General features: G+C 61.4%; 11 protein-coding genes. All 11 read right to left on the bottom strand.

Going from position 1 to position 15325, the window contains the following annotated elements:
• Window positions 1-4 precede the first annotated feature (4 nt).
• The 11 genes from BLQ55_RS10790 to bamA all read right to left on the bottom strand — a co-directional run bounded on the left by BLQ55_RS10790 (window position 5) and on the right by bamA (window position 15323).
• Window positions 5-1636, bottom strand: a complete 1632-nt coding sequence (locus BLQ55_RS10790) for a CTP synthase (protein WP_058542194.1) — start codon at window positions 1634-1636, stop codon at window positions 5-7.
• Window positions 1637-1910: 274 nt separating this feature from the next.
• On the bottom strand, window positions 1911-3236 hold the full coding sequence (tilS, locus tag BLQ55_RS10795) for a tRNA lysidine(34) synthetase TilS (RefSeq protein ID WP_092253778.1): 1326 nt from the start codon (window positions 3234-3236) through the stop codon (window positions 1911-1913).
• Window positions 3237-3371: 135 nt separating this feature from the next.
• Complete coding sequence (locus tag BLQ55_RS10800; RefSeq protein ID WP_047701999.1) at window positions 3372-4319, bottom strand: acetyl-CoA carboxylase carboxyltransferase subunit alpha; 948 nt, start codon at window positions 4317-4319, stop codon at window positions 3372-3374.
• 149 nt (window positions 4320-4468) lie between these two features.
• Window positions 4469-7990, bottom strand: a complete 3522-nt coding sequence (dnaE, locus tag BLQ55_RS10805) for a DNA polymerase III subunit alpha (RefSeq protein WP_092202187.1) — start codon at window positions 7988-7990, stop codon at window positions 4469-4471.
• Between the two features lie 241 nt (window positions 7991-8231).
• A complete protein-coding gene (gene rnhB / locus BLQ55_RS10810) occupies window positions 8232-8891 on the bottom strand; it encodes a ribonuclease HII (protein ID WP_092253780.1) in 660 nt (219 codons plus the stop codon).
• Window positions 8888-10018 (bottom strand): lipid-A-disaccharide synthase, encoded by a 1131-nt coding sequence (gene lpxB, locus BLQ55_RS10815; protein WP_092253782.1) that lies wholly within the window; start codon window positions 10016-10018, stop codon window positions 8888-8890. Before lpxB ends, rnhB begins: the two co-directional genes overlap by 4 nt.
• A gap of 2 nt (window positions 10019-10020) precedes the next feature.
• Complete coding sequence (lpxA, locus tag BLQ55_RS10820) at window positions 10021-10797, bottom strand: acyl-ACP--UDP-N-acetylglucosamine O-acyltransferase (protein WP_092253784.1); 777 nt, start codon at window positions 10795-10797, stop codon at window positions 10021-10023.
• Window positions 10794-11234: a 3-hydroxyacyl-ACP dehydratase FabZ gene (fabZ, locus tag BLQ55_RS10825; RefSeq protein ID WP_003184897.1), complete on the bottom strand. Its 441-nt coding sequence runs from the start codon at window positions 11232-11234 to the stop codon at window positions 10794-10796. The genes lpxA and fabZ overlap by 4 nt, the downstream gene beginning before the upstream one ends.
• A 105-nt stretch (window positions 11235-11339) precedes the next feature.
• On the bottom strand, window positions 11340-12395 hold the full coding sequence (gene lpxD / locus BLQ55_RS10830; protein WP_092202195.1) for a UDP-3-O-(3-hydroxymyristoyl)glucosamine N-acyltransferase: 1056 nt from the start codon (window positions 12393-12395) through the stop codon (window positions 11340-11342).
• A 3-nt stretch (window positions 12396-12398) separates the two neighbouring features.
• Window positions 12399-12902 carry an OmpH/Skp family outer membrane protein gene (locus tag BLQ55_RS10835; protein ID WP_003184901.1) on the bottom strand — a complete coding sequence of 168 codons (504 nt, stop codon included), beginning with the start codon at window positions 12900-12902 and terminating at the stop codon, window positions 12399-12401.
• A 45-nt stretch (window positions 12903-12947) separates the two neighbouring features.
• Window positions 12948-15323: an outer membrane protein assembly factor BamA gene (gene bamA / locus BLQ55_RS10840; protein WP_092202197.1), complete on the bottom strand. Its 2376-nt coding sequence runs from the start codon at window positions 15321-15323 to the stop codon at window positions 12948-12950.
• Window positions 15324-15325: the final 2 nt, after the last annotated feature.

A 15325-nucleotide genomic window follows, 5' to 3' on the forward strand; every position in this document is an offset into this window, starting at 1 on the left:
CGTCTTATGCCTTTTTCTGGTGTTGAGCCAACGCGGCCTTCACGAAACCGCTGAACAACGGATGACCGTCCCGAGGCGTGGAGGTGAACTCGGGGTGGAACTGGCAGGCGACGAACCATGGATGGTCCGGGGACTCGACCACTTCCACCAGCGCGCCGTCACCGGAACGACCGGAGATTTTCAGGCCGGCCTCGATCAGTTGCGGCAGCAGGTTGTTGTTCACTTCGTAGCGATGACGGTGACGCTCGACGATCACATCCTTGGCGTAGCAATCGTGCACCTTGGAGCCGGCTTCGAGCAGGCATTCCTGGGCGCCCAGACGCATGGTGCCGCCCAGGTCCGAACTTTCGGTGCGCACTTCCACGGCGCCGGTGGCATCTTCCCACTCGGTGATCAGGCCCACGACCGGATGGCCGCTGGCGCGATCGAACTCGGTGGAGTTGGCGTCCTTCCAGCCCAGCACGTTACGGGCGAACTCGATGACCGCCACTTGCATGCCCAGGCAGATGCCCAGGTAAGGCACCTTGTTTTCGCGAGCGTATTGCACCGCGGTGATCTTGCCTTCCACGCCCCGCAGGCCGAAGCCACCCGGCACGAGGATCGCATCGGCGCCTTCGAGCAGGCCGGTGCCCTGGTTCTCGATGTCTTCGGAATCGATGTAGCGCAGGTTGACCTTGGTGCGGTTGCTGATACCGGCGTGACTCATCGCCTCGATCAACGACTTGTAGGCGTCCAGCAGTTCCATGTACTTGCCGACCATGGCGATGGTGACTTCGTGCTCCGGGTTGAGCTTGGCATCGACCACGGCGTCCCATTCGGAGAGGTCGGCGCTGGCGCATTGCAGGCCGAAACGCTCGACGACGAAATCGTCCAGGCCCTGGGAGTGCAGGATGCCCGGGATCTTGTAGATGGTATCGGCGTCTTCCAGACCGATGACCGCGCGCTCTTCAACGTTGGTGAACTGGGCGATCTTGCGACGCGACGAGATGTCGATCGGGTGGTCGGAGCGGCAGATCAGCACGTCCGGCTGCAGGCCGATGGAGCGCAGTTCCTTGACCGAGTGCTGGGTCGGCTTGGTCTTGGTTTCGCCGGCGGTGGCGATGTACGGGACCAGGGTCAGGTGCATCAGCATCGCGCGCTTGGCGCCGATTTCGAAACGCAACTGGCGGATGGCTTCGAGGAACGGCTGGGACTCGATATCGCCCACGGTCCCGCCGATTTCGACCATCGCCACGTCGGCGTCGCCGGCACCCTTGATGATGCGGCGCTTGATTTCGTCGGTGATGTGCGGGATGACCTGGATGGTCGCGCCCAGGTAGTCACCACGACGCTCCTTGCGCAGCACGTGTTCGTAGACACGGCCGGTGGTGAAGTTGTTGTTCTGGGTCATGGTCGTGCGGATGAACCGCTCGTAGTGGCCCAGGTCCAGGTCGGTCTCGGCGCCGTCGTGGGTGACGAACACTTCACCGTGCTGGAACGGGCTCATGGTGCCCGGGTCGACGTTGATGTACGGGTCCAGCTTGAGCATGGTGACCTTAAGTCCCCGCGCCTCCAGGATGGCCGCCAATGAAGCCGAGGCAATGCCTTTCCCCAATGAAGAAACAACACCGCCCGTGACGAATATGTAGCGCGTCATGAAAAACCCTAGAAGTCTGCGTTAAAGCGGTCCGAGCCGCCGGGGAAAGCGAAGGAAGGCCGAAGCCCCCGATCACCTGCATTAATCACAGTGCACCTTTCAAAAAAACCGCCGCGTTGGGACAGACCGGAAGTGAAATCACCGGTACGTTGCTCGCTACACATTTTTTGGAATCGCCCAGCAAAGACTGCTTGGTAATCGGCAACTCCTGCAATTCAGGCGAATCCACAGAAGTTGTATCAAGAAGGGAGCGTAGTCTACCGGAAAGCCCCTTTCAGCTCAAACCCAGATCTTGGTTTCCTGGCGTCCAGATCAATCGCCAACTGCCATCAGCTTGTGCATCGAGCCCGGCCAGGTTGGCCACCGCCAGCAATCGCTCGCCTTGATAAAGCAGCGGCAATCGGCCGCGAACAAACGCCGGCACACCCTTTTCATTGAGCAAACGCTTGAGATCACGATGACCACGACCCGCTAGCGCCAGCACCTCGCCGCCTTGACGATAGCGCACGCTAAGCGGCCCCGCAGGCGGCTGGCCGATAAGCGCCACCCGACCGTTGCCTGGCAAGGGCAGCGGCAGCGCCGGATCCGCCCAGTCGACGGGGCCTGGCAGCGAACATAGCCAGTGGTCGGATAACCACCAGACCCGCCCGGCGGCCCGGTGCAGCTCGCCGCCGGCCAGACGCCAGATTGGCCGGGCATCGTCCGCGGCATCGCGCAACGAGTCCCAGCCGGCCCAGTGATCGCTGTCGGGCAGCAGGGTCAGTGGCGCCAGCCAGTGGCTCAATGCGTTGCGCTGACGGGCCGGCGACAACGCCCGCAATGGCGCCAGCACCAGCGATTGCAGCCCAAGCCAGTCGAACGCATCTGACGTCGCGGCCTGGGCCAAGTCGATCCGCGCCAAGTCGTCCAGCAAGCCTTGGGCTTCGCCCATGTGCGCAGCACTTCGGGCCAAGGTCGCCGAGGCTTGCGGCCAGTGCTCGGCCAGCACTGGAAAAACCCGCTGGCGCAGGTAGTTGCGCGCGTACCGGTGATCATCGTTGGACGGGTCGTCGATCCAGCTCAAGCCCTGTTGCGTCGCATAGGCTTGCAGCTCGACACGGGGCACCTCGAGCAAGGGCCGCAGCAGATGCCCCAGCCCCAAAGGCCGCTGCCGTGGCATCGCCGCCAGGCCCCTCACCCCTGCCCCCCGCAGCAGGCGAAACAACAAGGTTTCGGCCTGGTCATCACGATGCTGGGCGGTGAGCAGCACTTCATTGCCCTGGAGGGCCGCCACGAACGCGCCATAACGTGCCTCCCGGGCGGCACGCTCGATACTGGCGCCAGGGCGCACTTGCACATTCACCACCTCCAGAGGCACACCAAGGGCTCCACAGACCGAACGGCAATGATCCGGCCACGCCTCGGCCACTGCCTGAAGGCCGTGATGCACATGGATAGCACTCAGCGCGGGCAGGGCGTGGTGTCGTGAAAGGGTGGCGAGCAGGTGCAGCAGGACGGTGGAGTCGAGGCCGCCGGAGAAGGCGATGCGCCAGGTGGCGGCGTTGCGCCAGGGGGATAGCTGTGTGAGGAGCCGGGTTGGCAGGTCCGCGCTGGAGTTCATAGGAGTCAGCCTTGGCACAAACAACTGTGGGAGCGAGCCTGCTCGCGATATCGGTGTATCAGTCAACTCACGTGTTGAATGTTAAACCGATATCGCGAGCAGGCTCGCTCCCACAAGAAGGGTACAGCGCTTGGATCAGAGACCGTAGCTCATCAACCGCTCGTAGCGACGGGCCAGCAGCGCGTCGTTGTCGAATTTCTTGAGCATCGACAGTTGGGAACTCAGCTCGGCGCGGATCAGTGCCGCCGCCGCAGCCGGGTCGCGGTGGGCGCCGCCCACGGGCTCGTTGATCACTTTGTCGACGATGCCCAGGCCTTTGAGACGCTCGGCGGTAATGCCCATGGCCTCGGCGGCATCCGGCGCCTTCTCGGCCGTTTTCCACAGGATCGAGGCGCAGCCTTCCGGCGAGATCACTGCGTAAGTGGAATATTGCAGCATGTTCAACTGGTCGCAGACACCGATGGCCAACGCACCGCCGGAACCACCCTCGCCAATCACGGTGGCGATGATCGGGGTTTTCAGGCGTGCCATGACGCGCAGGTTCCAGGCAATCGCTTCGCTCTGGTTGCGCTCTTCGGCGTCGATGCCCGGGTAGGCGCCCGGGGTGTCGATGAAGGTCAGGATCGGCATCTTGAAGCGCTCGGCCATTTCCATCAGGCGGCACGCCTTGCGGTAGCCTTCCGGACGCGGCATGCCGAAATTGCGGCGCACCTTCTCGCGGACTTCGCGGCCTTTCTGGTGACCGATCACCATCACCGGCTGGTCTTCCAGGCGGGCGACACCGCCGACGATCGCGGCGTCGTCGGAGAAGTGACGGTCGCCATGCAGCTCATCGAACTCGGTAAAGATGTGCTCGATGTAGTCCAGGGTGTAGGGACGACGCGGGTGACGTGCCAGGCGGGCGATCTGCCAGCTGGTCAGCTTGCCGAAGATGTCTTCGGTCAGCGTGCGGCTTTTGTCCTGCAGACGAGAGATTTCATCGCCGATATTCAGCGAATTGTCATTACCGACCAAGCGCAACTCTTCGATCTTGGCTTGCAGGTCGGCGATCGGCTGTTCGAAATCAAGAAAATTCGGGTTCATAGGCGTCCGTCTTGGGTCGACGTCCAAGAGAGCTTGGGCCGGCCGGTTGTCTATTCGCGCCTACCTTAAGGGAGAGGCGCGTTCAGGTCGAGATTAAAAATTCGGGTCGAGATCAGGGGCATTCCGGTTTCAACAGTGGCCCCTGGCCGTCAACGGTATTGGAGGAAGACGTTGTCTTTGCCGAACTGGTCACGCAAGGCTTGAATCAACGCATCCGCCGGATCGATCCGCCAGCCTTCGCCGAACTGCAGCACGGCCTTGGCATCGGGGCGTACGTACTCCATGGTGATCGGACAGGCACCGCGATGGCGCTTGAACAATTCGCCCAACCAGCGTAGCTGATCGCCCTTGAGGTCCTGGGTCTGCAACTTCAGGCGCAGGCTCTCGGCCAGGTTGGTACGGGCATCTTCCATGCTCATCACCCGCTTGACCCGCAACCGCAGGCCACCAGAGAAATCATCGTTGCTGACTTCGCCTTCCACCACCACCATCGCGTCGGTCTGCAACAGCGACTGCGCAGAATGGAACGCATCGGCGAAAAGTGACGCCTCGATGCGCCCGGAGCGGTCGTCGAGGGTGATGAAACCCATCTTGTCGCCCTTTTTGTTCTTCATCACCCGCAGGGCGATGATCATGCCGGCGACCGTCTGGGTGTCGCGCGCCGGCTTAAGGTCAATGATGCGCTGGCGGGCGAAGCGGCGGATCTCGCCTTCGTATTCGTCGATCGGGTGACCGGTGAGGTACAGGCCCAGGGTGTCTTTTTCACCCTTGAGACGTTCCTTGAGGGTCAGTTCCTTGGCCTTGCGATGATTGCCGTAGACATCGGCGTCCTCCTCGACGAACAGCCCGCCAAACAGGTCGGCGTGGCCACTGTCGTGGGTACGGGCGGTCTGTTCGGCGGCCTTGATCGCCTCCTCCATCGCCGCCAGCAACACCGCGCGGTTGCGGTCGATGTTGGCCTGGTAGGCCTTGGGCTCATCCTGGAAGTAAGGCCCGAGCCGGTCCAACGCGCCACTGCGGATCAAACCGTCGAGGGTGCGCTTGTTGATGCGCTTGAGATCGACCCGCGCGCAGAAATCGAACAGGTCCTTGAACGGCCCGTCCTGGCGCGCTTCGGTGATGGCTTCCACCGGCCCCTCGCCCACGCCCTTGATCGCACCGAGGCCATAGATGATGCGGCCTTCGTCGTTCACCGTGAACTTGAACTCCGAAGCGTTCACGTCCGGTGCGTCGAGGCGCAGCTTCATGGTCCGCACTTCTTCGATCAAGGTCACGACCTTGTCGGTGTTGTGCATATCCGCCGACAGTACCGCGGCCATGAATGGCGCCGGGTAATGCGCCTTCAACCATGCCGTCTGGTACGACACCAGGCCATAGGCGGCGGAGTGGGATTTGTTGAAGCCGTAGCCGGCGAATTTTTCCACCAGGTCGAAGATGTTGCCCGCCAGGTCCGCATCGATGCCGTTGTTCGCGCAACCTTCGATGAAACCGCCGCGCTGCTTGGCCATTTCCTCGGGTTTTTTCTTACCCATGGCTCGACGCAGCATGTCCGCGCCGCCGAGGGTGTAGCCGGCCATCACCTGGGCAATCTGCATCACCTGTTCCTGGTACAGGATGATGCCGTAGGTCGGGGCCAGCACCGGCTTGAGGCCGTCGTACTGATAATCCGGGTGCGGGTACGCCAGCTCGGCGCGACCGTGCTTACGGTTGATGAAGTCATCCACCATGCCCGATTGCAGGGGCCCCGGACGGAACAGGGCCACCAGTGCGATCAGGTCTTCCAGGCAGTCGGGCTTGAGCTTCTTGATCAGCTCCTTCATGCCCCGGGATTCAAGCTGGAACACTGCCGTGGTTTCGGCTTTTTGCAACAGGCTGTAGGTCGGCTTGTCATCCAGCGGGATGAAGGCAATGTCCAGCGGCTCTTCGCCGACCTTGGCCCGGTCGCGGTTGATGGTTTTCAGCGCCCAGTCGATGATCGTCAGGGTCCGCAGGCCGAGGAAGTCGAACTTGACCAGGCCCGCCGCCTCGACGTCGTCCTTGTCGAACTGGGTCACCAGGCCGTCGCCTTCTTCATCGCAATAGATCGGCGAGAAGTCCGTCAGCTTGGTCGGCGCGATGACCACGCCCCCGGCGTGCTTGCCGACGTTACGCACCACGCCTTCGAGCTTGCGGGCCATCTCCCAGATTTCCGCGGCCTCTTCGTCGACCTTGATGAAGTCCCGCAGGATTTCTTCCTGCTCATAGGCCTTCTCCAGGGTCATGCCGACTTCGAACGGAATCATCTTCGACAAGCGATCCGCCAGACCGTAGGACTTGCCCTGCACCCGCGCCACGTCACGCACCACCGCCTTGGCGGCCATGGAACCGAAGGTGATGATCTGGCTTACCGCGTTGCGGCCGTATTTCTCGGCCACGTAGTCGATGACCCGGTCGCGGCCGTCCATGCAGAAGTCGACGTCGAAGTCGGGCATGGATACCCGTTCCGGGTTGAGGAAACGTTCGAACAGCAGGTCATATTCCAGCGGGTCGAGGTCGGTGATCTTCTGCACATAGGCCACCAGCGACCCGGCACCCGATCCACGGCCAGGGCCCACCGGCACGCCGTTGTTCTTGGCCCACTGGATGAAGTCCATCACGATCAGGAAGTAACCGGGAAAACCCATCTGGATGATGATATCCAGCTCGAAATTCAACCGATCGACATAGACCTGGCGCTTGGCTTCGTAATCTTCGGTGGTGTCCTTGGGCAACAGGACGCGGAGGCGTTCGTCGAGGCCGTCGAAGGAGACTTTGCGGAAATATTCGTCGATGGTCATACCATCGGGAATCGGGAAGTTGGGCAGGAAGTGCTTGCCCAGCTTCACTTCGATGTTGCAGCGCTTGGCGATCTCGACGGTGTTTTCCAACGCCTCGGGCAAGTCGCTGAACAACTCGGCCATTTCCTCGGCGCTCTTGAGGTATTGCTGGTCGCTGTAGTTCTTCGACCGACGCGGGTCGTCGAGTGCACGGCCCTCACCGATGCAGACCCGCGTTTCGTGGGCTTCGAAATCTTCCTGCTTGATGAACCGCACGTCGTTGGTCGCCACCAGCGGCGCGCCGATCCTGTCGGCCAGGGCCACGGCGGCATGCAGGTGCTCTTCGTCATTGGGACGGTTGGTGCGTTGCACCTCGATGTAGAAGCGGTCCGGGAACACCGCCATCCAGTCACGGGCCAGGGTCTCGGCTTCGTCGGGATTGCCACTGAGCAGGGCCAGGCCGATTTCACCTTCCTTGGCCGCCGACAGCATGATCAGCCCTTCGCTGGCCTCGGCCACCCACTCGCGCTCGATGATGATCGAGCCATTGCGCTGGCCATCGATAAAGCCGCGGGAGATCAGCTCGGTGAGGTTGCGATAACCCACGCCGTTCATCACCAACAGGCTGATACGGCTCAGCGGCGCGTCCGGGTCCTTGTTCGACAACCACAGGTCGGCGCCACAGATCGGCTTGATCCCGGCGCCCATGGCGGCCTTGTAGAACTTGACCAGCGAGCACATGTTGTTCTGGTCGGTAACCGCCACGGCAGGCATGTTCATGCCCACCAGGGTCTTGACCAGGGGCTTGATCCGCACCAGACCGTCGACCAGGGAGTATTCAGTGTGCAGGCGTAGATGAACGAATGAAGCCGGCATAGTGATCCTGCGTTAAGTCATGAAAACAACAAGGCCCGGATTGTACCGGGCCTTGGGTAAAACATCAGCCATGAGTGTCCGGTCTTGAAAACGCGAACACGGCTTTTGTGGCGAGGGGATTTATCCCCGCTGGGGCGCGAAGCGGCCCTTAAACCTGACAACCCGTTACGCCTGATAGACTTCGGGACTGCTTCGCAGTCCAGCGGGGATAAATCCCCTCGCCACAAAAGCATCGTTCGTCTTAAGAAACAGGGCACTGATTGTTTATGATCAACCCTTCACGGGCTTCATAAGCCAGCCGCACCGGGGCGAACGAGCGCCGGTGGATCGGCGTTGGCCCCAGGCGCGCCAGGGCCTCCAGATGAACGGGGGTCGGGTAGCCCTTGTGGCTGCCGATGCCGTAGCCCGGGTAGATCAACTCGAAGGCGCTCATCTCCCGGTCACGGCTGACCTTCGCCAGGATCGAGGCCGCCGCGATGGCCGGTACCTTGCCGTCGCCCTGGATGACCGCTTCGGCGCGCATCGACAGTTTCGGGCAGCGATTGCCATCGATCATCGCCAACTTCGGCGTGATGTGCAGGCCCTGTACCGCACGCTGCATGGCAAGCATGGTGGCGTGCAGGATATTGAGTTCATCGATTTCTTCGACTTCGGCCCGGGCGATGCACCAGCTCAGGGCTTTCTCGCAGATTTCGTCGTAGAGTTTTTCGCGACGGGCTTGCGTGAGCTTCTTCGAATCATCGAGCCCCAGGATCGGCCGGTTCGGGTCGAGAATCACCGCCGCCGTCACCACCGCGCCGCACAATGGGCCGCGCCCCACTTCATCGACACCGGCCACCAGTTCTTCCACTTCGGCGACCAGGTTGAAGTCCAGGCCCATCTGTAGCTTTACGTTGCTCATGGTTTCGCGCCAATCAGGGTCAGTACCGCGTCAGCCGCCTGGTTGGAGGCATCGCGACGCAGGGTACGGTGAATTTCGTCAAAGCCCCGCGTCTGTTCCTCGCCACCGTCGATCAAGGGCGAGAGCGTGGTGGCCAGCGCCTCGGCGGTCGCATCGTCCTGCAGCAGCTCCGGCACCAACAGGCGTTGGGCCAGCAGGTTCGGCAAGGACACGTAGGGGCTCTTGACCATGCGCTTGAGAATCCAGAACGTCAGCGGCGCCAGGCGATAGGCGACCACCATCGGGCGTTTATACAACAATGCCTCAAGGGTAGCAGTGCCGGAAGCAATCAACACCGCATCACAGGCCGCCAACGCGTCATGGGAACGGCCGTCGAGCAACGTCACCGGCAAATCGCGACCGACCAGCAGGGCTTCCAGCTGGACGCGACGCTGCGGGCTGGCACACGGTAGGACAAAACGCACACCAGGGCGCATCGCCCGAAGGCGTTCGGCGGCGTCGAAGAACAAGCTCCCCAGGCGACTCACCTCGCCGCCCCGGCTACCGGGCATCAAGGCCACCAGCGGCCCGTCGGGCAAGCCCAACGTCCGGCGAGCCGCCTCGCGGTCGGCCTCCAGGGGAATGGTATCGGCCAGGGTGTGCCCGACAAACCGCACCGGCACGCCCTTCTCTTCGTAGAACCTGGCCTCGAACGGCAGCAGCGTCAGCATCAGGTCGCAGCCTTCGCGGATCTTCAGCACCCGCTTCTGCCGCCAGGCCCAGACCGACGGGCTGACGTAGTGCACGGTCTTGATCCCGGCCTGACGCAATTTGAGTTCGATAGTGAGGGTGAAATCCGGCGCATCGATGCCGATGAACACATCCGGTTTTTCTTCGATCAGGGTCTGGATCAGCATCTTGCGCCGGGCCAGCAGCTCGCGCAGGCGACCGAGCACCTCCACCAGGCCCATCACCGACAGGCGTTCCATCGGAAAATAGGAGATCAGGCCTTCGGCCTGCATCAATGGCCCACCGACCCCGATGAATTCCACCGCGGGGTGCTGCGCCTTGAGCGCTCGCATCAGACCCGCGCCCAGAATGTCACCGGAAGCCTCTCCCGCCACCAGTGCAACGCGCACGTTAGCCATGGTCAGCGAGTGATGCCGCGGGTCGAAGACTGGATGGAATCGCGGAAGATCGCGACTTCCGGGTGTTGCACCGACGCCTCGGCCAGTTCGGCGAGCGCCTGCTCGACGGTCAGGCCCTGGCGGTACACCACCTTGTAGGCGCGACGCAGGGCCGTAATCGCCTCTTCGCTGAAACCACGACGGCGCATGCCTTCGAAGTTCATGCTGCGGGCTTCGGCCGGGTTGCCGAACACCGTGACATAGGCCGGGACGTCCTTGCCGATGGCGGTACCCATGCCAGAGAAACTGTGGGCGCCGATATGGCAGTACTGGTGCACCAGGGTGAACCCCGACAGGATCGCCCAATCGTCCACGTGCACATGGCCGGCCAACGCGGTGTTGTTGACCAGGATGCAATGGTTGCCAATCACGCTGTCATGGCCGATGTGTGCGTAAGCCATGATCAGGTTATGGTCGCCCAGGGTCGTTTCGGAACGATCCTGAACGGTGCCACGGTGAATCGTCACGCCTTCGCGGATCACGTTGTGATCGCCAATGACCAGACGGGTTTCTTCACCTTTGTACTTGAGATCGGGCGTGTCCTCGCCTACCGAAGAAAACTGGTAGATGCGATTGTGCCGACCGATCCGGGTCGGCCCTTTGAGAATTACGTGGGGACCGATCACCGTACCCTCGCCGATTTCCACACCTGCGCCGACAATCGACCACGGGCCGACCTCGACATCGGCGGCCAGGACGGCCGTCGGATCGATGATTGCGCGAGGGTCAATCAAACTCATAGTTTGCGTTCCGCACAGATGATTTCAGCGGAGCAGACTGGCTTGCCGTCGACCGAAGCCTGGCATTCGAATTTCCAGATCTGGCGCTTGCAACTGATGAACTTGGCTTCGAGGATCAACTGATCACCCGGGGTGACCGGCTGGCGGAAGCGCAGCTTGTCGGAGCCGACGAAGTAATAGAGCGTGCCGTCGGCAGGCTTGACGTCAAGCATTTTGAAACCAAGGATCCCGGCAGCCTGGGCCATCGCCTCGATGATCAATACGCCCGGCATGATGGGATGCGCGGGGAAGTGACCATTGAAGAACGGCTCGTTGATGCTGACATTCTTATAGGCGCGAATGCGCTTGCCTTCAACGTCCAGGTCCACCACCCGATCCACCAGCAGGAACGGGTAACGGTGAGGCAGGTATTCGCGAATCTCGTTGATGTCCATCATTTCGGGGGGAAGCCTATGTAAAGATTGGGAGCGCACGAGTGACGCGCACTCCGCTAGCAAATCAAGATGCCCTAACGGCTGTGCACACTTGATATGGAAATGGTATCAGCCATCTGATGAAGCATTACCGCCAGGGGTCACGTCCCCTACACGCTTTTCCACCTGCTTGAGGCGCCGTGCGATGTCGTCGAGCTGGCGGATACGGGCCGCGCTCTTGCGCCATTCGGCTGCCGGTTGCATGGCTGTGCCGGAAGAATAGGCACCCGGCTCGGTAATCGAGTGGGTCACCATGGTCATCCCGGTCAGGAATACGTTGTCACAGATGTCGATATGGCCCACCAGGCCGACGCCACCGGCGAGCATGCAATGCTTGCCGATCTTGGTGCTGCCGGAGATACCCACGCAGGCGGCCATGGCGGTGTGGTCACCGACCTGGACGTTGTGGGCGATCTGGATCTGGTTGTCGAGCTTGACGCCATTGCCGATGACCGTGTCGGCCAGGGCACCGCGGTCGATCGCGGTGTTGACGCCGATCTCCACGTCATCGCCAATGGTGACACCGCCGATCTGGGCGATCTTCTGCCAGATGCCTTTCTCGTTGGCAAAACCGAACCCTTCACCACCCAGCACGGCGCCGGACTGGATCACCACCCGCTTGCCGATGCGCACATCGTGATACAGGGTGACCCGTGGCGCCAGCCAGCCGCCTTCGCCGACCTCGCTGCGTGCGCCAATGAAGCAATGGGCGCCCAGCGTGACGCCGGCACCGATTCGGGCCGCGCTTTCGATGACCACGAACGGGCCGACGCTGGCGGTAGGGTCCACCACGGCATCCGCGGCGATCACGGCACTGGGATGAATACCGGCGGCCGATGTCGGCTTGGGATCGAACAGATGGGAAATGCGGGCATACGCCAGGTACGGATCGGGCACGATCAGGGCATCGCCGGCAAACCCATCGGCATCAGCGGCCTTGAGCAACAGCGCGGCCGCCCGGCTGTCGACCAGGTACTTGCGGTATTGAGGGTTTGCCAGAAAGCTCAACTGAGCTGGGCCAGCCTCTTGCAAAGTGGCTAGCCCAGTAATTGTCTTCTCCGGGTCGCCACGCAGGGTGGCGCCGAGGAACTCGGCCAACTGGCCGAGCTTGATAGTCGCTGTCATGGATTACTTCAGCTGATTCATGCGCTCGATCACTTGGCGCGTGATGTCGTATTGAGGCTTGACATCGATCACTGCGCCACGCTCGAACACCAGGTCAAAACCACCTTTCTTGATGACTTCTTCCACCGCGCTATCGAGTTTCGGCTTGAGTTGCTTGAGCATTTCGCGGTCGGCAACGGCTTTCGCTTCGTTCAGCTCCTTGGACTGGAACTGGAAGTCACGGGCCTTTTGCTTGAATTCAAGCTCCAGACGCTCGCGCTCGCCCTGGGCCATCTTGTCGCCACCGGCGACCAGACGATCCTGGATGCCCTTGGCGCTGCTTTCCAGGCCCTTGAGCTTGGTCAGTTGCGGACCGAATTTCTTCTCGGCATCCACGGCGTATTTCTTCGCCGCGTCGGATTCCAGCAGGGCCATCTGATAATTCAGCACGGCAATCTTCATGTCGGCAAAAGCCGGACCTGCGACCAGTACGGTCGCCAGGAGAACCAATTGAGTCAACTTACGCACGATGCACTCCTACAAAATCCATTGTCGTTGTCATGGGTCAGACGCTTAGAACGTCTGGCCGAGGGAGAATTGGAACACTTGGGTTTCAGCGTCATCCGGTTTCTTGATCGGCATCGCCAATGCGAAGCTCAACGGACCCAGCGCGGTGACCCAGGTCACGCCCACACCGACGGAACTGGCCATGTTGCTCAGGCTGATGTCGTTGCACTGAGTGTCGGACCTGGTGCCGTTGGCGTTGGTAGTGTCGCTGCACTTGGAGTCGAATACGTTACCCACGTCCCAGAATACCGAGGTACGCAGGGAACGCTGATCCTTGACGAACGGCATCGGGAAGAGGACTTCCAGACCACCCTGGATAAGGACGTTGCCACCGAACGGAAGCGGATCCTGATCCGGGTCGGCAATGGTACCTGGATTGTTGCCTCGGCTCGGCGTACTGCGCGGGCCCAGGGTACTGTCCTTGAAGCCACGCACCGAGTTGAAACCACCAGCGTAGTAGTTCTCGTAGAACGGCAGGCCATCGGTCGAGCCGTAGCCGTCACCATAGCCCAGCTCGGTGTGCAGGCGCATGGTGTAGGTGTCGGTCAGCGGCTGGAACAACTGGCCACGGTAGTCGAGTTTGAAGAACGACAGGTCACTGCCTGGCGTAGTCGTTTCCAGTACCAGGCTCTGGGAATGACCACGGGTTGCCAGCACGCCCTTGTTCAGGGTCGATTCGGACCAGCCGGCGGACGCCTTGAAGTTCAGGTAGCTGTCGCCTTCCTTGTTAACGAAGTCGAAGATCTCGTCGACGGTGTAGCGACCGGTGTTGATCTTGTCCTGCTGGGCGGTGAGGCCGAAGGTCAGGCGCGAGGTCTCGCTGATCGGATAGCCGATGTTGGCGCCGACACCGTAGCTGTCCACCGCATAGCTGGAGATATCGGAGTCGAGCTCGTCGTAGTCGGTGGTGCGATAGAAGGCGTTGTAGCCCAGGCTCACGCCGTCAGCGGTCCAGTAGGGGTCCACGTAACCGAAGTTGTAGCGGGTCTGGTATTCACTGCGGGTCAAGCCGATGCTGACCTTGTTACCGGTACCCAGGAAGTTGTTCTGGGTAATGGAACCACCGAGGATCAGGCCGGCGCTCTGGGCGAAACCGACGCTGGCGGTGATCGAGCCGGAAGCCTGCTCTTCGACGCTGTAGTTCACATCGACCTGGTCATCGACGCCTGGCACGGCCGGCGTCTCGACGTTCACTTCCTTGAAGAAGCCCAGGCGCTCCAGGCGGGTCTTGGACTGGTCGATCAGGTAGGTCGACGCCCAGCCACCTTCCATCTGGCGCATTTCACGACGCAGCACTTCGTCCTCGGACTTGGTGTTGCCACGGAAGTTGATGCGGTTGACGTAGGCACGCTTGCCCGGGTCCACGGCGAAGGTGATGTCGACGGTGTGGTCTTCATCGTGTGGCTGCGGCACGCCATTGACGTTGGCGAAGGTGTAGCCCTCGTTACCCAGGCGGCGGGTGATCAGCTCGGAGGTGGTGGTCATCAGCTTGCGCGAGAACACCTGGCCCTTCTGTACCAGCAGCAGCGACTTGACCTGGTCCTCGGGAACCTTCAGGTCACCGCTGAGCTTGACGTCACGAACGGTGTACTTCTCGCCTTCGTTGACGTTGACGGTGATGTAGACGTGCTTCTTGTCCGGGGTGATGGACACCTGGGTCGAAGCGATGTCCATGTTGATGTAGCCACGGTCCAGGTAGTAGGAACGCAGGCGCTCCAGGTCACCGGAGAGTTTTTCACGGGCGTACTTGTCGTCGTTCTTGAAGAACGACAGCCAGTTGGTGGTCTTGAGTTCGAACAGGTCGATCAGGTCTTCATCCGGGAAAACCGTGTTGCCCACCACGTTGATGTGCTGGATGGCCGCCACGGTGCCTTCGTTGATGTTGACCTTCAGGCCGACGCGGTTGCGTGGCTGCGGCACCACTTCGGTGTCGACGGTGGCCGAGTAGCGGCCCTGGGCAACGTACTGGCGCTGCAGCTCGTTACGCACGCCTTCGAGGGTGGCGCGCTGGAAGATCTCGCCTTCGGCCAGGCCGGACTGCTTGAGGCCCTTCATCAGGTCTTCGGTGGAGATCGCCTTGTTGCCTTCGATCTCGATACTGGCGACCGATGGGCGCTCGACTACCGTGATGACCAGGACATTGCCGTCACGGCCCAGCTGGATATCTTGAAAGAAGCCGGTCTTGAACAGCGCACGCGTGGATTCCACCAGGCGCCGATCATCCGCCTGCTCGCCGACATTCAACGGCAAGGCACCAAAGACGCTACCCGCGGAGACCCGCTGGAGGCCATTGACGCGAATATCAGAGATAGTGAAGGACTCGGCGTGAACTTCGGCGATCATCAATACGGTGAGAACCGCAGTTAGCAGCAGACGTTTCATGA

Source organism: Pseudomonas sp. NFACC13-1 (assembly GCF_900104425.1).
In the GTDB taxonomy this organism is placed as follows: domain Bacteria; phylum Pseudomonadota; class Gammaproteobacteria; order Pseudomonadales; family Pseudomonadaceae; genus Aquipseudomonas; species Aquipseudomonas fluorescens_AA.